This window comes from Pseudoalteromonas sp. SG45-5, from assembly GCF_014164085.1.
Classification (GTDB): Bacteria; Pseudomonadota; Gammaproteobacteria; order Enterobacterales; family Alteromonadaceae; genus Pseudoalteromonas; species Pseudoalteromonas aliena.
This window is the reverse complement of sequence record NZ_JACJEM010000046.1, coordinates 1-24,926: the sequence shown is the minus strand read 5'-3', so window position 1 is coordinate 24,926 and position 24,926 is coordinate 1. Positions and strand designations below refer to the sequence as shown.

Here is a 24,926-nt window from a genome sequence, read left to right as displayed (position 1 = left end):
AAATTAAATTTTAGTGTTAGTTAGTGCTTTATCTACCTGGGAGATTTTCCGCGTAGTGCACCTGAAACTAATGAAATCACTAAAAGTACTATAAAGATAAAAAATATAATTTTTGCTATACCAGCTGCGGCACCTGCGATGCCACCAAAACCTAACACTGCAGCGATTAAAGCAATAACTAGAAATGTAATTGTCCAGCGTAACATTGTTTTCTCCTTGGTTTATAAATTTTGCTCACAATAACTAATGCCAGTTACATGCCAATGTTTATTCTTGTTTAATATCATTGGGTTATGGTTTTTGTGTGTTTTTGATTTTTAATTGGTTAGTAACTTTTACGCTTTGTTATGTAACTTATTCACACTACTGAAAATTACTGATAAATATTTACTGGATATATTTTATTTGGTAAGACCAATTTGCAATTGTGAAGTTACTTTATGGTTTTTATAATTTTTAATGTCTATTTTTACTAGGTTAAATAGTTAATTAACAACTTATATATAATTTTTAGCTATAGTTGTTATTCACTCTATGTATTGTAGGTCCTGTTTTTATTGGCCTACAACATGTAAATTAATTGGGTGGTATGTTGTTTTAAGATTAATTGGTTTTACCAATTTACAGGGTGTAGACAAAGTTATTGGTTTTGTTATTATTCAGTGAATAAATATTTAATTAAATTGATTTTTTATTTCAATGTAGGTTTCAAGGGGAAATAAATGGATATAGGTGCTCTACTCACAACAGCTGGTAGTTTAATGCTCACCGGTATGGTTGGGGTGTTTGTATTTCTGTCGATATTAATTGGTGCAGTAACGCTTATGTCTAGTTTGGTAACGCGCTTTAGCGAACCAGAGGTAGCATCACCAGCTAAATCGCCATCTTTTAAATCTCAAGGTGTGCCTAATGAGCACATCGCTGCTATTAGTGCTGCCATTGCTCAGTACAAATCAAATAATAAATAAGGGGCACATTCATGGCTAAATTAAAATTAACAGAATTGGTATTACGCGACGCGCACCAATCATTACTCGCAACCCGAATGCGCCTTGACGATATGCTGCCAATTGCTAGTAAATTAGATAACGCAGGTTATTGGTCTATTGAATCGTGGGGTGGTGCTACATTTGATTCGTGTATTCGTTATTTAGGCGAAGACCCGTGGAAACGTATTCGTGCACTTAAAAAAGCAATGCCTAATACTAAACAGCAAATGTTATTACGTGGTCAAAACTTATTAGGTTACCGCCATTACGCAGATGACGTGGTTGAAAAATTTGTAGAGCGCGCACATAAAAATGGTGTTGATGTTTTTCGTATTTTCGATGCAATGAACGATGTACGTAACCTTGAAACAGCGATTAAAGCGGCTATAAAAGTAGGCGCACATGCTCAAGGTACTATTTCTTATACTGTAAGTCCTGTACACACGCTTGATATGTGGCTAACGCTAGCTAAGCAATTAGAAGATTTAGGTTGCCACTCAATTTGTATTAAAGATATGGCGGGTTTATTAAAACCATACGACGCTGAAAAACTAATTAAAGCACTTAAAGAAACCGTATCGGTTCCTATTGCTATGCAGTGCCACGCTACAACTGGTTTAAGTACAGCAACTTATCAAAAGGCGATCGATGCGGGCATTGATATGCTTGATACCGCTATTTCATCTATGAGCATGACTTACGGACATTCAGCAACCGAAACCATTGTGGCAATTGTTGAAGGAACCGAACGTGACACTGAACTTGATTTAAATCATCTAGAAGAAATAGCGGCTTACTTTAGAGACGTACGTAAAAAATATGCGGCATTTGAAGGTAGTTTAAAAGGGGTTGACGGACGTATTTTGCTTGCTCAAGTACCTGGTGGCATGCTTACAAATATGGAAAACCAGCTTAAAGAGCAAGGCGCAGCAGATAAGCTTAATGAGGTTTTACTTGAGATACCGCGCGTACGAGAAGATCTAGGCTTTTTACCATTAGTAACACCCACGTCGCAAATTGTAGGCACTCAAGCGGTACTCAACGTGCTAACAGGTGAGCGCTACAAAACAATTACTAAAGAAACTGCGGGCGTATTAAAAGGTGAGTATGGCTTAACACCTGCGCCAATGAATAAAGATCTACAAGAGCGTGTACTTAATGGTGCAGAGGTTATTACTTGTCGTCCTGCTGATAATATTGCGCCTGAGCTTGCAACGCTTGAAGCTGAGTTGTTAAAAGAAGCGCAAGAGCAAGGTTTAACACTGGCTGATGAGCAAATTGATGACGTACTAACTTATGCATTATTCCCACAAGTTGGTTTAAAATTTATTAAAAATCGTAACAACCCAGATGCATTTGAACCAGTACCTTGTGTTGAAGATAAAAGCAATAAAGTACCCTCTAAATCTGCTTCAAATAATCACAGCGTAAAGGCCGAGCAATACAGCGTAAAAGTAGACGGTAAAGTTTACGACGTAGTAGTAGCGCAAGGCGGTGAGCTTAAAGAAGTAACCTTAAAAGATTCCGAGCATATGCCCCAGTCTGCGTCGGTTGCCTCGGGCGAGACACTTAACGCACCTTTAGCGGGTAATATTTTTAAGGTTAAAGTAAAAGCGGGGCAAGTGGTAAATGAAGGTGATGTAGTTATCATTATGGAAGCCATGAAAATGGAAACGGAAGTGCGTGCCATGCACACGGGTACTGTTGCTGAAGTACTTGTTTCTGAGGGTGACTCAGTTACAACGGGTGACGCTATGATTGCATTAGCATAAGGAGTAAATAGAGGATGGACGGTATTTTAAACCTCTGGCATGCAACAGGTATTGCTAACTTTACAATCCCATCGCTAATAATGATAGCGGTAGGTTGTTTACTATTATTTTTAGCGATAGTTAAAGGCTTTGAACCATTGCTGTTATTACCTATTGGCTTTGGCGCTATATTAACAAACATACCCGTGGCTGGTTTATCAGACCCTGGTGGACTTTTGTACTACGTATATTATATAGGTATTGATACGGGGATTTTTCCGCTGTTGATATTTATGGGGGTCGGAGCGCTAACTGATTTTAGTGCACTTATTGCAAACCCTCGTATGCTGTTATTAGGTGCGGCTGCACAGTTTGGCATTTTTGCGACTTTGTTTGGCGCGATATTACTAAACTATGTGCCAGGCTTTGAGTTTACCCTACAGGATGCGTCCGCTATTGCTATTATTGGTGGTGCCGATGGCCCTACTGCAATATTTTTAGCATCAAAACTAGCTCCTGATTTACTCGGCGCAATTGCGGTCGCAGCATACTCATACATGGCATTGGTGCCAATTATTCAGCCGCCAATTATGCGAGCATTAACAACACCAGAAGAGCGCAAAATTAAAATGCCAGAGCTGCGTAAAGTATCAAAAAAAGAAAAAATTATTTTTCCGCTTATGGTGCTTAGTTTAACTGCCATGTTTTTACCAGCAGCAATACCGCTAGTGGGGATGTTTTGCTTAGGTAACTTAATGCGTGAGTCAGGGGTTGTTGATAGATTGAGCAACAGTGCGCAAAACGAAATCATCAATGTAACCACTATATTTTTAGGGTTAGCGGTCGGTTCAAAGCTCGCGGCGGATAAGTTTTTAACGGTTGAGACGATTGGTATTTTAGTGCTTGGCGCACTGGCTTTTGCAATTGGTACGGCATCAGGCGTATTTATGGCAAAAGGACTTAACCGCATATCTAAAACACCTATCAACCCATTAATTGGTGCAGCGGGAGTATCTGCAGTACCAATGGCCGCGCGAGTGGTTAATAAAGTTGGCCTTGAAAGTAATCCACATAACTTTTTGCTTATGCATGCAATGGGGCCCAACGTAGCGGGTGTACTTGGTAGTGCAGTTGCTGCGGGTATTTTATTAGCACTTGTTGGCTAATAATTAAAGTGGTAGTTAATAAATGATTTAGCGCAGTTTACTGCGCTTTTTTTTGTTATTAATTTCTCATCGCTTAATGGTTTCTTGTTTAGCGCTTTTTGTTTACAGTGGATACTCTTCGCAATTTTAAGGATAGTCATAATGCTCCACACTCCTCTGGCAAAATATTTACCGAACGTTAGTAAGCTTGTATTTGGATGTATGGGCTTGGGCGGCGGTTGGAATAAAGACGCAATTACTGACACGCACGTTAAACAAACTCATGAATGTATAGATAACGCTATTGAAGGCGGTATTAACTTTTTTGATCATGCAGATATTTATACTTTTGGTAAAGCTGAACAAGTATTTGGTAAGGTGTTAAGTGAACGATCGAACCTTAGAGAACACATATATCTACAATCTAAGTGTGGCATTCGTTTTGAAGATGACTTAGGGCCAAAACGCTACGACTTTTCGGCTAACTGGATTGAGCAATCAGTTGAAGCGTCCTTAAAGCGACTAAACACAGAGTATTTAGATGTACTTATGCTGCATCGCCCAGATCCACTCATGGAAGTTGATGAAATTGCCCGTGTATTTAGTTGTTTAAAAGAAAGTGGCAAGGTGCGACACTTTGCAGTATCGAATATGCAGCAGCACCAAATGAATTTTTTGCAGCATGCGCTTGATATGCCCATAGTGGCTAATCAAATTGAAGCGAGCCTACAAAAACATCAGTTTGTTGATGAGGGCGTTTACACCGGTAACACCGATGGTAAAAATCTCAATTTTACACCTGGGTGTATTGAATATTGCCGCAGCTTTGATATTCAAATACAAAGCTGGGGAAGTCTGTGCCAAGGTCTATATACAGGAAGCGATTTATCAAACGCATCTCAGGCTGATATAAATACGAGTCTTTTAGTTAACAAGCTGGCTGCACTTTATGGTACTTCTGCTGAGGCAATTGTACTTGCGTGGATACTTCGTCATCCAGCATCTATTCAGCCCATTATTGGGACAACTAATGCTAAGCGAATTCAAGCTTCTTGTGATGCTGTAAACGTAGAATTAACCCGAGAGCATTGGTACGCGCTTTATGTCAGTGCTAAAGGCCATGAATTACCGTAAATAAGGTTTAACTATGAACATATTTGTTATTTTAATTTGTTTATTTGTCGCCTTAGCGGTGCTGATCCCATTACTTGAAAAATACCAAAGTAAAATGGGACTCGAAGGCGCAACTAAGTACAGTAAGTATATATGGCCGTTAGTGATGATATCTTTGGTTATTCAGCTTATTTATGTATTAGTGATTTAATGTATTAATGTATTAATGTATTAATGGTTTATAACGTATACAAAAAAGCCTTTGCCGGTTAACCCTGCAAAGGCTTTTTTAATACTTATAAATAAACTTTATTTAAGTGCTAATTGTAGCTCGCGATTGCGCTCAAGTTGGGCAATAAAGCTATCTGCAATAGGTTTAAATTTAGCAAGTTCTGAGCGCGGTAATGGCTCAGATTTAGGTAGCTTTACTGTTTTAGGGTTACGATGAACGCCATTGACTAAAAACTCATAATGCAAATGCGCGCCAGTAACACGACCAGTAGACCCTACAGTACCAATTTTTTGACCCTGTTTAACTTTTTGGCCCGTTTTAACTAGTTTTTTATTTAAGTGTAAGTACTTAGTTACGTATTGTGTACCGTGGCTAATAAATACGTAGTTGCCATTGTATTTACTGTAACCCGCTTTAATTACTTTACCGTTACCAGATGCAACGACCGGTGTACCGGTGCGTGCTGCAAAGTCGATACCACGGTGAGCTTTAACTTTTCCTGTCACCGGGTGTAAGCGGCGAGGGTTAAAGCTCGAACTAATATATTTAAAGCTGACAGGTGCACGTAAAAATGCTTTTTTCATACTACGCCCTTCAGGCGTATAAAAACTTCCATCGGTGTGACGAATAGCAGAAAAACGTTGGCCTTGATTAATAAATTCAGCTGCAATAATTTTACCAGTGCCAATAAATTCACCATCTACGTAATGAGACTCGTAAATTAAACCAAACTGATCGTTTTTGCGAATGTCGTTTGCAAAATCAACATCCCAGCCAAATATATCAGCAAAGTTCATTATTTGGCGTTCGCTTAAACCTGCTGCAATGGCAGAGGTCCAAAAGTTGTTAGCTATTTCGCCACCAGCCGTTTTTGTCAGAGTTTCAATTTCTTTACTATCGATGGCTGTATCGTAGTTACCCTCATCATTTAGAGTAATAAATAATGTGTCTGTTTTAGAAATAACATAGCGTAATTGAGCGAGCTCGCCATCTGCTGACGTTGCAAAACTTAATACTTCGCCAGGGTGGATTTTAGTAAGCTTTCGCGTTTCGGCATTAGTATTAACAAGCTTGTAGAGCGTTTGAGCTGAAAAGCCTGCGCGTTTAAATATGATTGCTAAGTTGTCACCATTTTTAACTTGGTGATCGACTAGATTATACTCAGGTAGTTTTTCTGCGGCGTGCTCTGAATTTAACTCTGTTAGTTTTTCTTTGCTATCAACTTTAACGAGTAATTCATAACGCTTACCAATTTCTAGTGCGTTTGCACTGTTGTCTTTGGAAGCGGTTGCTTTTTCGGATGGAAGAAAGGTCAAGCCGATGATCGCAGAAACTAGGCCTAAGATAAGCAATTTGTGTTTTTTGGGGAGCGTGTTAACCACGTGAACCATAAAGTGCCTTTTCCTGCTGTCAAGATAATAAATACATAATATTGCAGGATATACCTAATAATCTACGAATACCAGTATTTTGTAGATTTAAACTGGCGCCAAATTGCGCTAAAATCGGGCTTTTAAAACCTTTTTTAACTGCGTAACAAATTAAGACGGCTTTGTTTTTATTTAGTTGTATGAATCGATCAAAAAGTTGTTTAAATTGATTAAAAATTTGTTATGTTAGCTACATATATAGATTCGGTTTAAAGCTTATTAAACCGAGATTGCGCAAGTAACTAGTCGCCCCCTTCGTCGGCAGAATTTTGGAGTAATACAAAGTGGATTTACAAACCGCTCTAGCAGAGATAAAACGCGGTGCAGAAGAAATATTAATTGAAGACGAATTAGTTGAAAAACTTAAGTCGGGCAAAAAGTTAAAAATTAAGGCTGGTTTTGATCCAACAGCACCTGATTTACACCTAGGCCACACTGTACTAATTAATAAAATGAAGACTTTTCAAGACTTAGGCCATGAGGTTATTTTCTTAATTGGTGATTTTACCGGCATGATTGGTGATCCAACGGGTAAAAACGTAACGCGTAAACCACTTACTCGTGAAGACGTACTTGCTAATGCTGAGACGTATAAAGAACAAGTGTTTAAAATTCTTGATCCTGCAAAAACAACGGTTGCATTTAATTCTACTTGGATGGAAAAGCTAGGTGCCGCAGGTATGATTAAATTAGCTGCAAACCAAACCGTTGCGCGTATGCTAGAGCGTGATGATTTTAAAAAGCGTTATGGTAGTGGTCAGCCGATTGCAATACATGAATTTTTATACCCTTTAGTGCAAGGTTGGGATTCTGTTGCGCTTGAATCAGACGTAGAACTGGGTGGTACCGATCAGCGCTTTAACTTATTAATGGGCCGCGAGCTTCAAAAAGTTGAAGGTCAAAAACCACAAACAGTACTTATGATGCCATTGCTGGAAGGCACTGATGGCGTTCAAAAAATGTCTAAATCGCTTGGCAATTACATTGGCATTACTGATGCGCCAAATGATATGTTTGGTAAAATAATGTCAATTAGTGACGTGCTAATGTGGCGTTACTACGATTTGTTAAGTGCGCTTTCTATAGACGAAATTGCAGCTCAAAAAGAACGTGTTGAGCAGGGAACTAACCCACGCGATATCAAAATTGAACTGGCAAAAGAGTTAATAACTCGCTTTCATAGTGCGGCTGATGCGCAAGCAGCCCATGACGATTTTATTCAGCGTTTTCAGAAAAAAGCGCTACCAGATGAAATCCTTGATATGACTGTAACAACTGAAGATGACACTATTTTGATTGCTAATTTACTTAAAGAAGCAAACTTAGTCGCAAGTACTTCAGAAGCAATGCGGATGATTAAGCAAGGTGCGGTTAAACTCAATGGTGAAGAGAAAATCACTGATACTAAACTTGAAATAGCAAAGGGTACAACGGCTATTTATCAAGTAGGTAAGCGCAAGTTTGCAAACATTACTGTTGCATAAGCACAGTTTAAAAACTAAAGAACCAGCCTAGGCTGGTTTTTTTGTATTTGTACTTTTAGTCTAGACAAGTAATTATACCAAACTACATAAATCTTTGATCAATTTAACGAATTAAATTGCACTATAACGTCGTTAAAATTTTTTATTTAGAACAAATAGATACAAAAAATTTTGCCTAATTCTAGCGTAATTTTATTAACGTTAAATAGACCCCATATATAAACAGATTGGTATTAAATTATTTTTAATACTTCAACAGCCATAATTACTAACAACCAAAATGCACGAATTTGGTTTAACCTATTAATTATAGTCGGCACATCATCTGCAACAGGAAGTCTGTCAGTACCAATACGCATTTTATTAAATCGTTTGCCAAAATATATCGCAGGTCCCCCTAATTGTATTCCCAGCGAGGCAGAAAAAGCACTTAGCAGCCAACCGGTATTTGTTTGATAAAAGTGCCTTCCGTAATGCTTTATATAATGTACTGCGAGTTTACTTTCATTACTGATAATCACCGTGAATGCAAGTAAACGTATAGGAATAAACTCTATAGCAAAGAGAATCATTTTAAGTGGTGCTAAAAAAGGACTGTTGGGAGTTATTTCAGAACGCCATGCATATTGAATCAAAGTTAATAATCGATAGGCGAGCACAGCTATTGGGCCAAGTACTAAAAATATAAATATAACAACAAAGTAATAACGAGCGCTGCGTAATATTAAGCTCTCTATGAGTGCTTTAATAATTCCAGGGGCAGAGAGTTGGCTCACGTCACGGGCCAGTAGCGGTTTTAAAAGTTCGCGAGCAGCAGATTTTTGGTTTTGTTTAGTTAACTTTGCAATGCGAATCGCTTTTTTGTCTACGCTTTTGCTTTCTAGGCAGAGGTATAAAATAAGCCCTGCGAGTAGTTCAGGGTAAAAAGCAAACTCTAATATTAGTACAACAATAATGAGTACAATACTTAAAATAAGCGTGCTAGCTAGCATTGCGGCCAAGTATTGATAATTATCAGGTTCTTTAGGCTTATAAGTGCGCTTTCCAATTGCGCGAAAAATAGCGACTAAGGCTGTACTTGGATGATACCAACTAACTAAAGGAATAAAGCGCTCAGCAAGGAGCGCTATAATAAAGGCAATAAAGTCCAAATGGTTTTGAACAATATTGCTAAGCATTTAAAGCTTAACAGCGGTTAGTTTTTCTAGAAGTGCAACAACCATTTTAGATGAATTGATTGATGCGGTTTCTAGGTATTCTTCAAACGATTGCGGAGATTCTTTGCCAGCAATATCTGACATCGAACGGATAACCACAAACGGGGTGCTTAGTGTAAAACACGTCTGCGCTATTGAAGCGCCTTCCATTTCAACAGCAAGCATTGTAGGAAAGTCATTACGTGCTTTATCAATACGTACAGGATCACACATAAATGTATCACCAGTACAAATTAGACCTACTAATGTTTTAACATCACTAATTTGTGTAATTGTTTGCTGCGCAGCTTCAACCAATTTAGGGTGAGCTGTAAAGCCTGCTGGCATTTGTGGTACTTGGCCAATCTCATAACCAAAAGCAGTTACATCTACATCGTGATGACGTACTTCTGATGAAATTACTACATCGCCAACGCTAAGTGATGGATCAAAACCACCTGCAGAACCCGTATTGATAACACAATCAGGTTTAAAGTTATCGATAAGTAAGGTAGTTGCAATAGTTGAGGCTACTTTTCCAATACCAGATTGAACGAGTGTGACTGTATTACCAGCCAATTCGCCAGTATAAAAAGTGAAACCTGCTTTAGTCAAAATTTGTGGATTTTGCATGGCTTCACGCAAAATTTTAACTTCTGGCTCCATTGCGCCAATAATACCAACGTTCATAGTTTTAAATTCCTGAGTTTGAATAAATTTATTATACGTGAAGTTAGTTATAAAAAACAAAAAAGCGAGCAGTTTTAAACAGCTCGCTTTTTTATGTATTAATGCCAGATTTAAATTTCAGCTAATGCTGTAGAATGAGCTTTAGCTTGCGATGGTGATAGCACCGCTGGTTTGCTTACGCGATTACGAACAGGACGCTGTGTTTGTGAAGAGCCAAGCTTACCAAGCTTAAACATAATGGCATTGCGCACTTCTGAAGGGCGATACCCTGATTTTACTTTCATACGAATATGTGGAATGCCGGCAGCTTCTAATGCCCCATTAACAAACCAATCTCGCTGCGCTTTATGACCGTCTTTATTCGCGTTGTTTACGAGATCAACGGCAGCCACTATGGTCATTTTTTCTTTATCTATTAATACAAAATCAAGCTGTTTGTTTTTTGCCTTAGCAATTGCAGCTCGTTTAGATTTAACAGATAAACCTTCTTTGCAGTCAATTACATCGATTAGCTTAACGCGGCTAACTATTTTGTATTGGTCGCCAACAGCACGTTCAAGTAAATTTAAAAACGCACTTTCTACTTGCGTAAATACACTTTGCTTACGCGTAAAAGGATAAGGGTTTCCGCCATCATCATTAAACTTTGACACAAAGATTGATGCGCCTACCACTAATACTAAAATTGATAATAAAGCGAACTCCATACGGTAACTCCACAACAACAAATTGACACTAATTTTATATAGCAATTTATGTGCCTAAATAGTGCCAGTTAAGAATTTACCGCCGTATCTTTTTTAATATGCAATTGAATTTACGCTTTGTATCCGTTTTCAATTCCTTTCACTGCTATCGCGACGGCATCGTGAGCATGTAATGATTCATAATGATTGATTTGCAACCAATAATCGGCATAGTTGCTTGCTTCAAGACTCGCTTTTATTTTGCGAGCTGCGTCTTCACAAAACATCAGATTTTGACCATTTAAACGAGCAAATTCCTGTTCGTCTTCTCGCTTTACAGCAGCCTGAACAGGTGTTTTGAGCTCATTTTCAAGAGTATTAATTAAGTTTACAACATCAAACTCGTTAATATCATTATTGAGTTTAACCTTTACATTAGCAATTGAACGCTGAGAATGAGGTGTTGCAACAATACCTTGCGTAGTACCAAGCCATTCGTGAACATCTTTTTGACTTAATGTATCTTGATCGAATTTTTCGTTAAATGCATTTTGTATAAGCTGACGCGCGAGAGCTGCCGAGCATGGGCAAGTTGATGAGTAGGTAACATCGACGGTTAACTCATAGCTAATTATATTGTGCTCAATAGTACTGGTTAATGTTAATGGATAGCTCTTCCAGCCGACTTTACCACTCAATAGTGATTTTCGGCGCAGTGGTAATTCAAATTTAAACTCTATTTGCGCTTTGTCACTGAGATTTTCATGGCTACTAATAAAGGTATTGAGTGTGTTAGCTAACGTCTGCGGATTAACTTGTTGCTCGGTTGAAAGTACATCGAGTGCTAAATATAAGCGCGACATATGAATGCCTTTAGCATCTTCTTTATGTAAGTTTACAAATGCGCGGGCTTTCGCATTAACGGTAACGGGAGCAAGGTCGCGCGATTCAAAAATAAATGGCAGCTCAATTTCAGCCATGCCAACCCAGTCTAACTTACCGGTTTGTAAGGCGGGAGCCGTGTCGGCTATGTCGGGCATGTTAGTTTGCATGGTATGTTACTCGTTATTAGCAATGATAAAGCGACGTATTTTACATGAAATAACCACTACCTGAAACGAAGACTTTTAACTGTCGTTATCTTCAAAGGTGAATTTTTTCTATTTTTGTCGCACAACATGAAAATAGCGAATAGAAAAATGCTAAAATCGGCGAAAATAATATGTTTAGTATTTTGTTCTGCTCTATTTATATTTAAGCACACAGCTAAGAGATAAACTTAACTATGACCGATTACTCTTTGAGCCCTTGGGTTCGAATTCTTTCTAGCCTGATAACTCGATTTGGTGAGTTTAAAGCGGCCGTTGCTTGTTATACGCTATTTCTGACAGCGTCGCTTATTTTATCAAGCATGTTTTATTATGTGGCTGTAGGGGAAATTCACCTTGTTGATATTTTAGCCGTCATCTTTTTTACCGCAGTGGTTTCTCCGTTAGTCATCAGTGTATTATTAAATTCAATTCGTCAATTAGATGCTTCGTATGCTTATCTTGATAGTGCGACTAAGCAGGAAAAACTATTAAACCAAACACTCAAAGATAACATTAGTCGATTAAATGTTGAGATCGACGAACGTAAAATGGCGTTTCATGCTAAACACCGTGCAATTGAAGAGCTTCGTAAAGAGATAGCAGAGCGTAAAAAAACGCAGCAAGAGCTTGCGCAGCAAGGTATGTTATTACGCTCAATTGTTGATTCGTCCCCTGATTTATTTTATTACCGTGATAATAATGGCGTATTTGCGGGTTGTAATAAAATGTTTGAAGAGGTGATGGGTAAAACGAGTGCTGAGCTTATTGGTAAAACGGCAGAGCAAACGTTTCCAAGTGAGTTTTTGTCTGAAGTACTAGAAACAGATAAGCAGGTAGAGCAAACCCATCAAGCGATAACAATTGATGTTGGCTACGATGTTGAAGGTGAAAAACGTTGGTTTGAGTTGCGTAAACTTCCTTTCATTAATGACGAAGGTGATTATATTGGCTTACTTGGCTTTGGCCGTGATATTACGAGCCGTAAAGAGGCCGCTCAAGCACTCGAAACCGCCTATAAAGATAAAGGGAAATTTATTGCCACCCTCAGCCACGAATTGCGGACACCGCTAAATGGTATTGTAGGGTTAACGCGTATGCTGCTTGATACAGATCTAGATAAACAACAGCGTAGCTGGAGTAATACAATTTTTTCGAGCGCTGAAACGCTAGGTAATATTTTTAACGATATTATAGATTTAGACAAAATAGACCGAGAGCAGCTTGATATAGCAACTAATCCTATTAATGTCTCTGACTTTATAAACGATGTTGTTAATTTTGCGGGACTTATAGCTGAGCAAAAAGATCTTGAATTTAATATTGAGCGCAGCGGTATGCTTGATATATATGCATTGCTCGATCCTACTCGTTTGCGTCAAGTCGTTTGGAATCTAATAAATAATGCAGTTAAGTTTACTCAAAGCGGTGAAGTTAAACTTGAATGTGTGCGTGAGAATCGTATTGAAGGCCCTTGGCTAATAATGAAAATATCAGATACAGGCCAAGGTATTCCACCAGAGCAGCTACCGCGTATATTTGATATGTATTATAAAGCACCTGATTTAAAAGGAACTAATGCCATTGGCTCTGGAATAGGCTTGTCGGTTACCAAAGCGCTGGTTAGTGCAATGAGAGGTGTGATAACCGTTGAGAGTAGCGAAGGTGAGGGCAGCTGCTTTACAGTCCAAATTCCACTTAATCTATGTATAGCACCAACAGAGCAAAGTTATGTTGGCCGTGGACTCTATATTTTATTGGTAGAAGATGTGCCACTTAATGCTGAAATTGCAACTAACTTATTAGAGCAGCGAGGTCATGAAGTACTGTGGGCCGAAACGGGCGAAGACGCTTTGTCTTTTGTCGAAACTGAAGACGATTTAGATTTAGTCTTACTCGACATGCAATTGCCTGATATAAATGGCGATGAAGTAGCAAGGCAGATAAGAGCAGATAGCCATTTTGATAAATTACCAATAGTGGCACTGACGGCTAATGTAAGAAGTGCAGAAGAAGAGCTTAAAGGTATATCTATACAAGGTGCGCTCGCAAAACCTATTAATACTGTAAAGCTTGATAAAATGCTGGCTGATTTATTTGATATAAAGCAAATTGAGAGTAGTACACCACAATTAAAAGTAAGTGATGAAGCCCTTATTGGTATTAATGCGCATTTACTCGATACTGAAACAATTGAAGACTTTGTTAACTCTATGGGCTTAGTTGTATTTAGGCGTAGTAGTCAGTTATTTGAAAAACTTAATCCACAGTATCAGCAAGAGCTACTGGCTTCATTAAATGCAGGTGATAGAGAAGAATACAAATCTGTAGCGCACAAGCTCAAAGGAGCTGCAGGTTCGGTTGGCTTAAATGATGTGCAATTACATGCAAAAGTCATGGAGCATGGTGCTACTGAGGAAACTGATGATGTATTAAAAGAGTGGTTGAATGTATTAGCAGATAAAATAAATGAAGGGCAACAAGCCCTTCATTTATTTTTACAACAATTAGAATAACAGTGAGTTATTTTAATTAGCTGTCGATTTTACCTATAAAGCGATAACCTTCACCGTGGATGGTGCTAATTAGCTCCGACGTTGAGTTGTCGCTTTCAAAATGCTTACGAATACGACGGATAGTAACGTCAACAGTGCGGTCATTTGCGCGAAGTTCACGACCAGTCATGTGTTTGATTAATTGCTCACGGCTAAAAATACGACCTGGAGAATCAAGCATCAAGCGTAATGCTCTATATTCACCTTTAGGTAAACGTTTAGCGTCACCACTTGGAGAAGTAAGGCAACGGCTATTTTCATCAAGTTCCCAACCATTAAACGTAATAACACCATTTGTTTCTAGTGTTGATTCTTCACCCCCTAGAGCTGTTCGAGTAATTAAATTACGAGCTCGAATAGTCAATTCACGTGGGTTGAACGGTTTGGTGATGTAATCATCTGCACCAATTTCAAGACCTAAAATGCGGTCAACGTCGTTATCACGGCCAGTTAAGAAAATAAGGCCTACTTTACGCTTTTGGCGTAATTCACGGGCTAATATAAGGCCGTTTTTACCTGGAAGATTGATGTCCATAACTACAAGATTGACGTCATCATTATTTGTAAGCTTGTCATGCATATCATCGCCATCAATGGCTTCAATAACTTTGTAACCTTCAGCTTCAAATAAACTAACGAGGTTTAGTCGAGTTACGTCTTCATCCTCTACGATTAGAATGACTGGCGTTTGCATTATTTATTAACCTTTTTGGATTGTTTTACGTACAAAAAAACCGATCTTATTTTATAAAAATCAATTGCTAGAGATTATAGAATCTTATCTAATTGTTAACAAGTAAAAACAATTTGGATAAAAATAAAACAGTAGAGGGATCCAAAGTCTACCTAAAAAGGGCTATGCAAAAACTACTGTTTAATTGATATATTAGCGGATGCAGCTGTTTGAATTATAAGCGTCGAAGCGATTTTTTCTAAAAGTTGATACATCCATCAACGGTATAAAGATATTTAAAATTATCAGACTAATTCAAAGCGAAATTATATCATTTTCTAACCTTTCATCAATGTATGTGATATCACAAATACGATAAAGTTCATAAAGTATTTTGTATTAATTATTTAATGAAATTAAATAGTTTTTCACTATACACCACATGCCTCTTAAATGAGGCCATAAAGTCGTAATTCAAGTACAAACCTTAAGTTTATGCACTTTTAGTAATATTTATTTTAGGGTATTGTAATTATAAATCGGGTTCCCTGTTTTTCTTCTAAATCAAATAGAATTCTACCGCCTAACGCTTGAGTTACTAAATTGTAAACTAAGTGCATGCCAAGCCCACTCGCGCCTTGCCCTCTTTTTGATGTTACAAAGGGATCAAAAATTCGATGTTGAATTGTTTTATCAACACCTTGGCCATTATCGCTGTAGGTTATAATTATATGCTCTTGTGCTTGTTCAATATCAATAACTATTTTATTATTTTCAATGCCTACAAACCCATGAATAATTGAATTGAGTAGTAGCTGCTGAAATATTTGCTGTAAGGGCTCAGGTTTACTTTGGACGATTAAGTCAGTGGGGCAGTTAATTGTAATTGTAGGTTTTTTTACAATCAGCTCGGAATGTATTGATATTAATATATCGCTAATAAGTTTATGAATATTAATATGTGTTTTAGCACCGTCATCTTGAATAACCGCTACTTTTTTGAAGTTGGAAATTAAATCGGCGACGCGATTTAAACTACGATAAATTAAATCTAAATTTTCGATGCCTTCATCTATAAAGCGCTTCAATTGATTGGAGGTTAGTTTTTTCTCATCAAAACTAATTCGAACATCAGCGAGTTTATCACGCAATAAAGTTGAGCTTGTGATCCCAAGCCCTATAGGCGTGTTAACTTCGTGAGCTACCCCAGCAACCATTTGTCCGAGGGAAGCCATTTTTTCGTTTTCAACAATTTGCGTCTGATACTGATGCATTCGCTCTAATGTTGCGAGCAATTCTTGATTGGCTTCTCTGAGTGCAATTGTTCGTTGATTTACTTTTCCCTCAAGGCTCTGATTAAGTTGTTTTATTTCTTCTTTATCTTTTTCATGTCGCTTTAGCTGCCGTTGAGTTCTGGTTAGCATAATATTTAAGCTATTAGAAAGTGCAGTAATTTCTTTCACGTTTGTTGCAGGTGCACGAGCATCGTAGTTATGATTTTTAGATACACCCTGCAAAAGCATACTCAGCTGCTCAATAGGTTTAGCAATTCGTTTTTGTACCTTAATAGCGATGAAATAAACAACAACGAGTATTAATAAGGTCAATAATATATCAATAAAGATTTTTTGTTTTATATAGTCATCTAAACTTTCAAGGCTGCCGCGCATATAAACATAGCCAACGAGTTCTTTATTATTATAAATAGGGCGTATAAGTTCAATGTGATCATTTATTATATTTGGGGTTTTTAATTCATTTATACTGTCTATTTTAAGCGGTACAGGTGGTGTTTTTTTTGCATTAAAGCTGATAAAGAATGCAGGCTGTTGTGATTTTTTTTCAATAGAATAAATATGAATGTTTTTTATTAGTGGAATTTTATCAAACGACTTCAATCGTTTTTCTTCTGTTTGTCGATCATCATTGATGACTGAGTTACTAGCATCAAAAGCCACAATTTCAGAGAGGATAACAAGTTTACTAATAATTAATTGTTTCTGTTCTTTTACGCTTAAATAAGTGGAAATAGAGATAGATAACGATAAACAAATAGCGGTTATCAGCATAATTAAATTTATTAATGCTTTACGGATACTGCTTTGATGTACTTTTTTAGGCATTATGTCATCGTCGACTGAGTTAATTGTACTGATTGAAATTTAAGTTTAGCAAAGGCGAAGAGAAATGGAGGAAAAAATTAAACATTATATCTATTCGTAATTAGGGTTGAGCACAAAATCACCCAACCCATATAAATATCTAGCTACTGTATACTGCAAATTTGTTACTTTTGAACACGGTTTGATAATTATCAAATTGCGTTTCAAGAATCGGGGTATATTTTAAAAAGCTGTTTGCCACTATATTCAATTTACCCGTCTTAGTTAGATGTTGCTTGGCGTTTGATAAAAAGGCTTCAGCGACTGTGTAATCAGTAGATATGCCTGTATGAAATGGCGGGTTGCTAATGATTAGGTCAAATTTGTCCGTAATACTGTTAAGACCGTCGCTTAACAAAGCTTCGCCTTTAATGCTATTAAGCTTTAGAGTTTGCTCAGTTGCATAGGTAGCCAAAGCACTTACATCACTACATGTAAAATCTAGAGCTGGATTTTTTAAGCCTAAAAATGTAGCTATTAAGCCCGCACCACAACCAAAGTCCAGTACTTTACCTTGCTTAATGGTTGGCGCGTTTTCAAGCAGTACCTTTGTACCAATATCTAAACCGCCGTGATTAAATACACCAGGTACGCTAATTGCCGTAAATTCTGTATCCGCGACAGTGACTAAAAACCGTTTATGGTATTGAGTTATATCAAAATGAAGGTGTTGTTTAATTTCAGAAAAAGAATAAAGAACACAATGTTTTGCAGAATCAATTTTATTACTATAAACAGTTTTACCCGCCAATTGTTTTTCAATTGATTTAACGCCGCTTTTGTTTTCGCCTACAACTAACAGTTTGGCGTCAGTTGTAATAACTGCGCGAATGTTATCGAGCGTCATTAATAATTCAGGTTTTGATTTGGGGTAGTAAAGAATTACTAAGTCGTAGCTGTGGCCTGAAATTGTATGATCAATGCAAATATCGACATCTTTCGTATTTTTAGCAAATTCGCCATTGGCATGATTATAGCTAAATGCAGTTATTTTACTTTGCGGATTAAGTTTTTTAAGTTCAGTTAAAAAGCCATCCTGAGCAAAGTTGACCACCAAGATAGATTTACCCGTTAGTTCCTCACTATTTCGAATTAACAGTAAACTAGGGTTGGTTAATACGCTCATAAATGGCTTTGCCTTACATATGTTTAGTTTTATTAAAGTTAAAAAGAGTCTTTAAGTTATTAATTACTTAGTGCGCTCAAACATTAAATCCCATACGCCGTGTCCTAATCGATGACCACGTTGTTCAAACTTAGTTAACGGGCGCAAATCTGGGCGTGGAACGTAATCGTTCGTCTCTGACTGATTTTTAAAGCCAGGAGCCACTTTCATAACCTCAAGCATATGTTCAGCGTAGTTTTCCCAATCTGTGGCCATATGAAAAACGCCGCCCATTTTTAGTTGAGTTCTTAATTTTTCAACAAACTCAGCTTGCACAATACGACGTTTATGATGGCGCTTTTTATGCCAAGGATCTGGGAAAAACAATTGCAGTGTTGTCAGGCTTTCATCTGCAATACAATCTGCAAGTACTTCAATTGCATCATGTTCAAAAATACGTAAATTTGTAATGCCCGCTTCATCAGCGTCCATTAAGCATGCGCCAACGCCAGGGCGATGTACTTCAATACCTATAAAATTTAGATGCGGCGCATTTTTTGCCATCTCTACAAGCGATTTGCCCATACCAAAACCAATTTCAAGCACTACATCATTATTATTACCAAAAACTTCGCTTAAATTAAGCATGCCGTTTTTATGCTCTAAGCCCATAGTTGGCCAGCATTTTTCAATTGCTGCGGCTTGACCTTTGGTTAATCGACCTTCGCGTTTTACAAAACTACGAATAGTGCGGATGTATTTACCTTCTTGCTTAGCTTGCTCAAGATTACTGTTGCTTGATTCACTCATATTATTGGCCTGACAAAAACAATGTGTATAAAAATGGTTGCGTATTATCCCTGACCAAGCCGCCAATCACAAGTATTAGCTTATTTTACACCCCCTATAGCTTGATCTTTTTAATAACTGCAATAGACTGAGCCGCCATTGGGCATCAGTAAAAGTTAAAAATGTTGGACTTAAATAAAGAACAGTCACACTGGTTTTCTAATCAAGTTGTTGATTGGTATCACCTTCATGGGCGTAAAACACTCCCGTGGCAGCTAGGTAAAACACCTTATAAAGTATGGGTGTCTGAAGTGATGCTGCAGCAAACCCAAGTTATTACTGTTATTCCGTATTTTGAGAAATTTATGGAGAGCTTTCCAAATATTATTGCTTTGGCAAATGCTGATGAAGATCACGTATTGCATCATTGGACGGGCTTAGGTTATTACGCCCGCGCTCGTAACCTTCATAAAACAGCTAAAATAGTACGCGATAAGTACAACGGAGAGTTTCCTCAAACACTTGAAGAGGTTATTGCATTACCAGGAATAGGGCGCTCCACAGCGGGAGCTGTACTGTCGTTGTCGCTTGGCCAGCATCATCCAATTTTAGATGGCAATGTTAAACGAGTATTGGCGCGTTATTTTATGATTGAAGGCTGGTATGGTGTAAAAAAAGTAGAGAATCAGCTTTGGCATTTATCAGAGCAATTAACACCTGAAAACAATGTGACAGAGTTTAATCAAGCGATGATGGATTTGGGGTCAAGTTTATGCTCTCGAAGTCGTTTTGATTGCCAAGCGTGTCCATTGAATAGCCACTGCGGCGCTTTCAATGCTGGCAAAGTAAAAGAGTTTCCTCATTCAAAACCTAAAAAAGCAAGCCCTAAAAAAAGCTGTCATCAGTTAATTATAAAATGTGATGATAAAGTTTTAATGGAGAAAAGGCCTAGTTCGGGTATTTGGGGTGGTCTTTTTGGCTTTTTTGAATTTAACGAGCGTCAAGATTTAGAGGCATTTTTAGCTCAACAGGGATTTAAAATGGAGTTAGAGTCGCTTGATCCATTTGTGCATGTGTTCTCACATTTTGAATTGACGATAAATCCACATGTGCTCAATATTGATAGTATTTTAGATGTCGTAAACGACAGGCAATTAGTCTGGTACCCATTAGATCAATCTGTAGAGGTAGGTTTGGCTGCCCCAACTAAAAAGTTGGTTAAACAAATCGCACCAATAGGTTAAACTGTTAGCATTTAGCGCTAAAGAGAATTAATTATGGCACGTACAGTATTTTGTCAAAAGTTACAAAAAGAAGCTGAAGGCCTTGGGTTTCAGTTATATCCAGGTGAAATTGGCGAAAAGATTTTTAATAACATTTCTAAAGAAGCTTTTGCGCAATGGCAGCATAAACAAACAATGTTGATCAATGAAAAGCATCTTAATATGATGGATCCAGAGCATCGTACTTTTTTAGAAGAGCAAATGGTTGGCTTTTTATTTGAAGGTAAAGATGTAGAAATTGAAGGCTATCGACCGCCAGAAAAGTAACGTATTCAAATTTAAAAAAAAAGGGCTATTTAGCCCTTTTTTATAGCTTATAAAACTTAATCGATTAATTCATCTTCTTGCTCGGCAGTTTTAATTTGTTCTTTTAAAAACTGAGCTGCTTTGGAGTATTCAATCTCTAGCTGATCCCTTAAACCAATGAGCTCATCAACGGTTAGCTCATCCGCTTTACATTTATCTTCAAACGTAGTTGTTAGATCCGCGACCATTTCTGCCCCAATGGTTTTTGAGATTGATTTTAGCTGATGGCAACTTCCAATTATTTCATTTAAATCATTCATCATAACGCCTGAGTTGATTGACTTGATCAAACTTTGACTTTGATCTAAATACATTTTGAAAAAGCGTATTTGCTTAGCTTTATCACCATTTATGTATTTTTCGACGGCTTCCATGTCTATTGGCAATGCTATATTTTGATGAATGATCTCATTTTTACTTTGGTTTTGCTTGTCGCTCCAACGGCTTAGTGTGTCTTCCAGCGCATTTAGTTCTATTGGTTTAGTGATGAAATCGTTGATGCCAACGGCTAAACAGCGTTCTTTTTCGCCTTTTAAAGCATTCGCTGTAACGGCAATAATATAAGGTTGTGCGTCTATTGCTTCTAGTAATTCAGCCTCGCCTCTAATTTTTTCGACCATATCGTAACCAGACATTTTAGGCATATGTAAATCTGTTAAAATAAGTGAGTAGTTACTTTTACGCCACATATTAAGGCCTTCTTCACCATCATTAGCAACCTCAACGCCGTATCCCAATATGTGCAATTGATCAGTTAAAACTTGCTGGTTAAGTAAGTTATCTTCAACAAGCAGTATTAATTTATTCGCTTGACGTGCTTGTTCAACGTTTAGCTGGCTCTTAAGTGTTTTAGTTTTTTTGATTTTTTTCGGTTTATGTAGACCCGCTGCCACAAGCACAGAGAGCATAAAGTTTGACTTACATAACGGTGATGCATTGATGTAAAAAATATTGTTGTGGTTAATCGCTGCTTCGTCTAGCTTACTTAGCACGACGACTTGTTGGTTATTGTCCTCTAAAGAGTAAAGTAGGCGTCTTAATAAAGCATTAATACTATCCATATTATCAATACCATCAACGACCCAAATTACATCTCTAACATCGAGTTGGGTTTCAATGTCTTGCTCGTTATGTGCATAGGTTATTTTAGCGCCCATAAATGACAAATAGCGATACATAATCTTTTCACGTTCTAAATGGTTACTTACTACAACAATGTGTTTTCCATCTAAAGCATTTTTATGAGCATATTGAATTTTACCTTTAATACTAAATGGCAATTCAACCGTAAATTCGCTTCCAATACCAATATGGCTAGTTACATGTATTGTGCCAAGCATTAACTCAGTTAAGCTTTTGCAAATTGAAAGGCCTAGGCCTGTGCCACCATACTCTCTGGTAATTGAGTTTTCAGCTTGGATGAAAGGATTAAATATTTCCCGTAACTGAGACTGGGTCATGCCTTTACCGTTATCGGTTACACAAAAACGTAGAGTAAAGTGATCGGCAGTATTATGGGCAACTTCAACAGATATTTTTACATGGCCCTGTGTTTTGTCGTCAGTACTGGTAAATTTAATCGCGTTGCTACATAAATTATAAAGTACTTGGCGCACTCTAACCGTGTCGCCCATAAGATTAGTTGGAATATCAGGTGCTATAGATAACTCTAAATCAAGCTCACGCTTTTTAGCGACAGAAGACAGTACACGAGAGACTTCTTCAATAGTATCGGTTACTGAAAAGGGAATAGGATCGATGTTTAATCGGCCCGCTTCAATTTTTGAAAAGTCTAAAATATCGTCTAAAATACTCAATAATGAAAAAGCGGATTCGCGAATAATGGTGCTCAAACGATGTTGCGCACCATCAAGTTCTGTTTGTCTTAATAAGTCAATTGTTCCAATAACACCATTCATAGGCGTTCTTATTTCATGACTCATGGTTGCTAAGAAGGTTGTTTTAGTCTCACTGGCACGTTCAGCTTTTAATGAGGCTTGTTCTAGTGCAATTGTACGGTTATGAACTTCTGTATCTAAACCATTTTGCAGTTTCTTTAATTCTACTTGTGCATCATCGTTACTAGTAATAGCCGTTTGCGTTTTTTGCAGAAGCAAATTAATATTTTTTGCGATCTCACCAAGCCCAATATCTAATTGCTCATTTACATTACTATTGTAATTACCAGTGTCGGTTATAGTGTGTAATTCATTGCTCAGCAAAGTAATACTTTTACTTACACGGTTGTTAACATATCGATTAAAGAGCAGTGCTAATAGAAAAAGCGCTATAACACTGGTAAAAGCTATAACATAAGTAATTATTTGAGAATCTAATGTGCTTAATGCAGAACCCGATACGTCTTGCTTAATGATCAACTCACCAATTGATTGCCCGTTAAGCATTAATACATGGTGTAAAATATTGTCTTCAATTAAATATTTATTGAGCTGAATAGGAAGCGGTGCTGGTTTTACGCTACTGTAAACCAGTTCCGTTTGCGACGAAGCACTAAAGCGATACAGAGTATATTGAAAGTTATTATCAAGTAACGACGTTAAATCTAATAGTTGCTTTACTTTTCCTTGGCCAGACATGGTTAGTGCATCTACCATAGGTAAATCTAGCCTTGTTGCAAGTTTATTAATATCAATAGAAGATACGACTTCTTCAGTATGGTTTTTATTAGACGGATAAAAAGAATAAGCAACAATAGCGAGTGTTGAGACCACAATATTGATGATTAAAAAAAGAGGCAATAAGCCTTTGACCGGAGAGGAAAATTTGTTCTGCATTACTTGTTCCCATTGGTATGTTTAATACGATAGACCCTTATCGTGTTTATCTTGGTAATCGTAACAGTTACAAAAAATAATTCACTACGTGTTTAGTCTGGTTTAAATGTATTTATAGTTTGTTTTAATGCTTAGCAGTAGTAAAAATAAGCGTTATTGATAAAAAACAGACCGAGTTGGCTGAAAACCGTTCAAACAGTTATTAAAGTAGAAAAAAAAGTTGACTTGTAAGGGTAAAACTCGTTTAATACGCCGCACGCCCAGATAGCCCTGTCAGTAGAGCTAATGGGAATTGAATTAAAAGTCCTTTAAGATTTTTAAGTAGCACTGTTTAAGTGCCTCGATAGCTCAGTTGGTAGAGCAGAGGATTGAAAATCCTCGTGTCCCTGGTTCGATTCCGGGTCGAGGCACCATTTATTAAAGTAGTGGTGTTTAATCAACAGTTTAAACATTATTACGCGTGCCTTAGCACACAGTTTTGTGTGCCGACTTAGCTCAGCTGGTAGAGCAACTGACTTGTAATCAGTAGGTCAACCGTTCGACTCGGTTAGTCGGCACCATTTATTTAAAGTAGTTTGAAAAGAAAAACTGTAATCAGTAGTCTGTTCAAATTACCCGTCGACTCGGTTAGTCGGCACCATTTATAAAATTAATTGTAGAATTACAATTAATTAGCACAGTTTATGTGCCTCGATAGCTCAGTTGGTAGAGCAGAGGATTGAAAATCCTCGTGTCCCTGGTTCGATTCCGGGTCGAGGCACCATTATTAAAGTTATCAATCTTTAAAATTGATAAAGTGCCTTAGCACACAGTTTTGTGTGCCGACTTAGCTCAGCTGGTAGAGCAACTGACTTGTAATCAGTAGGTCAACCGTTCGACTCGGTTAGTCGGCACCATTTATAAAGTTAATTGTAAAAAATTACAGTTAATTAGCACAGTTTATGTGCCTCGATAGCTCAGTTGGTAGAGCAGAGGATTGAAAATCCTCGTGTCCCTGGTTCGATTCCGGGTCGAGGCACCATTTATTAAAAAACCTGCTTATGCAGGATTTTTTATTTTAGTGCTTCATAAGTTATCAATCTTTAAAATTGAAAGTGCCTTAGCACACAGTTTTGTGTGCCGACTTAGCTCAGCTGGTAGAGCAACTGACTTGTAATCAGTAGGTCAACCGTTCGACTCGGTTAGTCGGCACCATTTATTTAAAAGCCTCGCATAATGCGGGGCTTTTTTGTTTTTGATTTCAAAGTTAGAAGTCCTCGCGTTTTCAGGACGGGACATATATCTAGCTCTCTTTTAACCCCTTCATCGATTGATGTTTTATTTCTAGTTATACCAATTCCAATAAATAGCTGATCTATTTTACTTGCTAAAACAACCCATTTCTTTGTTGTAAATTTCGCAAAGGGAACAACCATTTATATCAATTTACGCCTAGAACTGAATTATTTTTTCGG

Annotated in this window: 20 protein-coding genes and 6 tRNA genes; 15 read left to right on the top strand and 11 right to left on the bottom strand. The window is 37.5% G+C overall.

What is annotated here, in order from left to right; all coding sequences use genetic code 11:
- Positions 1–32: 32 nt before the first annotated feature.
- Entirely contained in the window at positions 33–206 is a 174-nt protein-coding gene (locus H5119_RS14775) for a DUF1328 family protein (protein WP_006794345.1), read from the bottom strand.
- A 516-nt stretch (positions 207–722) separates the two neighbouring features.
- On the opposite strand from H5119_RS14775, the gene H5119_RS14770 reads away from it, so the two are divergent.
- The 5 genes from H5119_RS14770 to H5119_RS14750 all read left to right on the top strand — a co-directional run bounded on the left by H5119_RS14770 (position 723) and on the right by H5119_RS14750 (position 5,209).
- Complete coding sequence (locus H5119_RS14770) at positions 723–968, top strand: OadG family protein (protein WP_077537024.1); 246 nt, start codon at positions 723–725, stop codon at positions 966–968.
- Positions 969–979: 11 nt separating this feature from the next.
- On the top strand, positions 980–2,761 hold the full coding sequence (gene oadA, locus H5119_RS14765) for a sodium-extruding oxaloacetate decarboxylase subunit alpha (RefSeq protein WP_182702801.1): 1,782 nt from the start codon (positions 980–982) through the stop codon (positions 2,759–2,761).
- Between the two features lie 14 nt (positions 2,762–2,775).
- Positions 2,776–3,906 (top strand): sodium ion-translocating decarboxylase subunit beta, encoded by a 1,131-nt coding sequence (locus H5119_RS14760; RefSeq protein ID WP_182702800.1) that lies wholly within the window; start codon positions 2,776–2,778, stop codon positions 3,904–3,906.
- A gap of 141 nt (positions 3,907–4,047) precedes the next feature.
- Positions 4,048–5,019 carry an aldo/keto reductase family oxidoreductase gene (locus H5119_RS14755; RefSeq protein ID WP_182702799.1) on the top strand — a complete coding sequence of 324 codons (972 nt, stop codon included), beginning with the start codon at positions 4,048–4,050 and terminating at the stop codon, positions 5,017–5,019.
- Positions 5,020–5,032: 13 nt separating this feature from the next.
- Positions 5,033–5,209 carry a hypothetical protein gene (locus H5119_RS14750; RefSeq protein ID WP_182702798.1) on the top strand — a complete coding sequence of 59 codons (177 nt, stop codon included), beginning with the start codon at positions 5,033–5,035 and terminating at the stop codon, positions 5,207–5,209.
- A 98-nt stretch (positions 5,210–5,307) separates the two neighbouring features.
- On the opposite strand, the gene H5119_RS14745 is transcribed toward H5119_RS14750, so the two are convergent.
- Positions 5,308–6,621 carry a peptidoglycan DD-metalloendopeptidase family protein gene (locus H5119_RS14745; RefSeq protein ID WP_138584164.1) on the bottom strand — a complete coding sequence of 438 codons (1,314 nt, stop codon included), beginning with the start codon at positions 6,619–6,621 and terminating at the stop codon, positions 5,308–5,310.
- Between the two features lie 323 nt (positions 6,622–6,944).
- Here H5119_RS14745 and tyrS point away from each other — a divergent pair, with 323 nt between their 5' ends.
- Positions 6,945–8,144, top strand: a complete 1,200-nt coding sequence (tyrS, locus tag H5119_RS14740; protein WP_077537029.1) for a tyrosine--tRNA ligase — start codon at positions 6,945–6,947, stop codon at positions 8,142–8,144.
- 233 nt (positions 8,145–8,377) lie between these two features.
- On the opposite strand, the gene H5119_RS14735 is transcribed toward tyrS, so the two are convergent.
- From H5119_RS14735 to folE2, 4 genes are all read right to left on the bottom strand, one after another.
- Positions 8,378–9,322: a regulatory signaling modulator protein AmpE gene (locus H5119_RS14735; RefSeq protein WP_182702797.1), complete on the bottom strand. Its 945-nt coding sequence runs from the start codon at positions 9,320–9,322 to the stop codon at positions 8,378–8,380.
- A complete protein-coding gene (gene mtnN / locus H5119_RS14730) occupies positions 9,323–10,030 on the bottom strand; it encodes a 5'-methylthioadenosine/S-adenosylhomocysteine nucleosidase (RefSeq protein WP_077537031.1) in 708 nt (235 codons plus the stop codon). It abuts the gene before it with no gap.
- 110 nt (positions 10,031–10,140) lie between these two features.
- On the bottom strand, positions 10,141–10,737 hold the full coding sequence (locus H5119_RS14725; protein ID WP_182702796.1) for a DUF2726 domain-containing protein: 597 nt from the start codon (positions 10,735–10,737) through the stop codon (positions 10,141–10,143).
- Positions 10,738–10,847: 110 nt separating this feature from the next.
- The gene (gene folE2 / locus H5119_RS14720) at positions 10,848–11,768 is read right to left on the bottom strand and encodes a GTP cyclohydrolase FolE2 (protein WP_182702795.1); all 921 of its coding nucleotides are present in this window, start codon (positions 11,766–11,768) and stop codon (positions 10,848–10,850) included.
- Positions 11,769–12,001: 233 nt separating this feature from the next.
- Here folE2 and arcB point away from each other — a divergent pair, with 233 nt between their 5' ends.
- Positions 12,002–14,320: an aerobic respiration two-component sensor histidine kinase ArcB gene (gene arcB, locus H5119_RS14715; RefSeq protein ID WP_077537034.1), complete on the top strand. Its 2,319-nt coding sequence runs from the start codon at positions 12,002–12,004 to the stop codon at positions 14,318–14,320.
- Between the two features lie 16 nt (positions 14,321–14,336).
- On the opposite strand, the gene arcA is transcribed toward arcB, so the two are convergent.
- The 4 genes from arcA to trmB all read right to left on the bottom strand — a co-directional run bounded on the left by arcA (position 14,337) and on the right by trmB (position 19,109).
- The gene (gene arcA / locus H5119_RS14710) at positions 14,337–15,053 is read right to left on the bottom strand and encodes a two-component system response regulator ArcA (RefSeq protein ID WP_077537035.1); all 717 of its coding nucleotides are present in this window, start codon (positions 15,051–15,053) and stop codon (positions 14,337–14,339) included.
- A 497-nt stretch (positions 15,054–15,550) separates the two neighbouring features.
- On the bottom strand, positions 15,551–17,155 hold the full coding sequence (locus H5119_RS14705; RefSeq protein ID WP_182702794.1) for a sensor histidine kinase: 1,605 nt from the start codon (positions 17,153–17,155) through the stop codon (positions 15,551–15,553).
- 139 nt (positions 17,156–17,294) lie between these two features.
- Positions 17,295–18,320, bottom strand: a complete 1,026-nt coding sequence (locus H5119_RS14700; RefSeq protein ID WP_182702793.1) for a methyltransferase — start codon at positions 18,318–18,320, stop codon at positions 17,295–17,297.
- A 63-nt stretch (positions 18,321–18,383) separates the two neighbouring features.
- Positions 18,384–19,109, bottom strand: coding sequence for a tRNA (guanosine(46)-N7)-methyltransferase TrmB (gene trmB, locus H5119_RS14695; protein WP_182702792.1), 726 nt, complete (start codon positions 19,107–19,109; stop codon positions 18,384–18,386).
- Between the two features lie 161 nt (positions 19,110–19,270).
- On the opposite strand from trmB, the gene mutY reads away from it, so the two are divergent.
- Together mutY and H5119_RS14685 are read left to right on the top strand one after the other, a co-directional pair.
- Positions 19,271–20,332, top strand: a complete 1,062-nt coding sequence (mutY, locus tag H5119_RS14690; RefSeq protein ID WP_182702791.1) for an A/G-specific adenine glycosylase — start codon at positions 19,271–19,273, stop codon at positions 20,330–20,332.
- 33 nt (positions 20,333–20,365) lie between these two features.
- Positions 20,366–20,638 carry an oxidative damage protection protein gene (locus H5119_RS14685; RefSeq protein ID WP_077537040.1) on the top strand — a complete coding sequence of 91 codons (273 nt, stop codon included), beginning with the start codon at positions 20,366–20,368 and terminating at the stop codon, positions 20,636–20,638.
- Between the two features lie 56 nt (positions 20,639–20,694).
- Here H5119_RS14685 and H5119_RS14680 read toward each other — a convergent pair whose 3' ends face one another.
- Positions 20,695–23,472 carry a hybrid sensor histidine kinase/response regulator gene (locus tag H5119_RS14680; protein WP_182702790.1) on the bottom strand — a complete coding sequence of 926 codons (2,778 nt, stop codon included), beginning with the start codon at positions 23,470–23,472 and terminating at the stop codon, positions 20,695–20,697.
- Positions 23,473–23,809: 337 nt separating this feature from the next.
- On the opposite strand from H5119_RS14680, the gene H5119_RS14675 reads away from it, so the two are divergent.
- The 6 genes from H5119_RS14675 (at position 23,810) to H5119_RS14650 (ending at position 24,666) form a co-directional block, all read left to right on the top strand.
- Positions 23,810–23,885: transfer RNA gene (locus H5119_RS14675), tRNA-Phe, on the top strand.
- Between the two features lie 71 nt (positions 23,886–23,956).
- Positions 23,957–24,032 (top strand) — tRNA-Thr (locus H5119_RS14670).
- Between the two features lie 127 nt (positions 24,033–24,159).
- Positions 24,160–24,235: transfer RNA gene (locus H5119_RS14665), tRNA-Phe, on the top strand.
- Positions 24,236–24,292: 57 nt separating this feature from the next.
- Positions 24,293–24,368 (top strand) — tRNA-Thr (locus H5119_RS14660).
- Between the two features lie 49 nt (positions 24,369–24,417).
- Positions 24,418–24,493, top strand: a tRNA-Phe gene (locus tag H5119_RS14655).
- A gap of 97 nt (positions 24,494–24,590) precedes the next feature.
- A tRNA-Thr gene (locus H5119_RS14650) sits at positions 24,591–24,666 on the top strand.
- The last annotated feature ends 260 nt before the right edge of the window (positions 24,667–24,926 follow it).

What these genes read in the sequence shown, in the direction of transcription:
- H5119_RS14775 (WP_006794345.1), bottom strand. Translation starts at nt 206, where the DNA reads ATGTTACGCTGGACAATTACATTTCTAGTTATTGCTTTAATCGCTGCA.
- H5119_RS14770 (WP_077537024.1), top strand. Translation starts at nt 723, where the DNA reads ATGGATATAGGTGCTCTACTCACAACAGCTGGTAGTTTAATGCTCACC.
- oadA (WP_182702801.1), top strand. Translation starts at nt 980, where the DNA reads ATGGCTAAATTAAAATTAACAGAATTGGTATTACGCGACGCGCACCAA.
- H5119_RS14760 (WP_182702800.1), top strand. Translation starts at nt 2,776, where the DNA reads ATGGACGGTATTTTAAACCTCTGGCATGCAACAGGTATTGCTAACTTT.
- H5119_RS14755 (WP_182702799.1), top strand. Translation starts at nt 4,048, where the DNA reads ATGCTCCACACTCCTCTGGCAAAATATTTACCGAACGTTAGTAAGCTT.
- H5119_RS14750 (WP_182702798.1), top strand. Translation starts at nt 5,033, where the DNA reads ATGAACATATTTGTTATTTTAATTTGTTTATTTGTCGCCTTAGCGGTG.
- H5119_RS14745 (WP_138584164.1), bottom strand. Translation starts at nt 6,621, where the DNA reads ATGGTTCACGTGGTTAACACGCTCCCCAAAAAACACAAATTGCTTATC.
- H5119_RS14735 (WP_182702797.1), bottom strand. Translation starts at nt 9,322, where the DNA reads ATGCTTAGCAATATTGTTCAAAACCATTTGGACTTTATTGCCTTTATT.
- mtnN (WP_077537031.1), bottom strand. Translation starts at nt 10,030, where the DNA reads ATGAACGTTGGTATTATTGGCGCAATGGAGCCAGAAGTTAAAATTTTG.
- H5119_RS14725 (WP_182702796.1), bottom strand. Translation starts at nt 10,737, where the DNA reads ATGGAGTTCGCTTTATTATCAATTTTAGTATTAGTGGTAGGCGCATCA.
- folE2 (WP_182702795.1), bottom strand. Translation starts at nt 11,768, where the DNA reads ATGCAAACTAACATGCCCGACATAGCCGACACGGCTCCCGCCTTACAA.
- arcB (WP_077537034.1), top strand. Translation starts at nt 12,002, where the DNA reads ATGACCGATTACTCTTTGAGCCCTTGGGTTCGAATTCTTTCTAGCCTG.
- arcA (WP_077537035.1), bottom strand. Translation starts at nt 15,053, where the DNA reads ATGCAAACGCCAGTCATTCTAATCGTAGAGGATGAAGACGTAACTCGA.
- H5119_RS14705 (WP_182702794.1), bottom strand. Translation starts at nt 17,155, where the DNA reads ATGCCTAAAAAAGTACATCAAAGCAGTATCCGTAAAGCATTAATAAAT.
- H5119_RS14700 (WP_182702793.1), bottom strand. Translation starts at nt 18,320, where the DNA reads ATGAGCGTATTAACCAACCCTAGTTTACTGTTAATTCGAAATAGTGAG.
- trmB (WP_182702792.1), bottom strand. Translation starts at nt 19,109, where the DNA reads ATGAGTGAATCAAGCAACAGTAATCTTGAGCAAGCTAAGCAAGAAGGT.
- mutY (WP_182702791.1), top strand. Translation starts at nt 19,271, where the DNA reads ATGTTGGACTTAAATAAAGAACAGTCACACTGGTTTTCTAATCAAGTT.
- H5119_RS14685 (WP_077537040.1), top strand. Translation starts at nt 20,366, where the DNA reads ATGGCACGTACAGTATTTTGTCAAAAGTTACAAAAAGAAGCTGAAGGC.
- H5119_RS14680 (WP_182702790.1), bottom strand. Translation starts at nt 23,472, where the DNA reads ATGCAGAACAAATTTTCCTCTCCGGTCAAAGGCTTATTGCCTCTTTTT.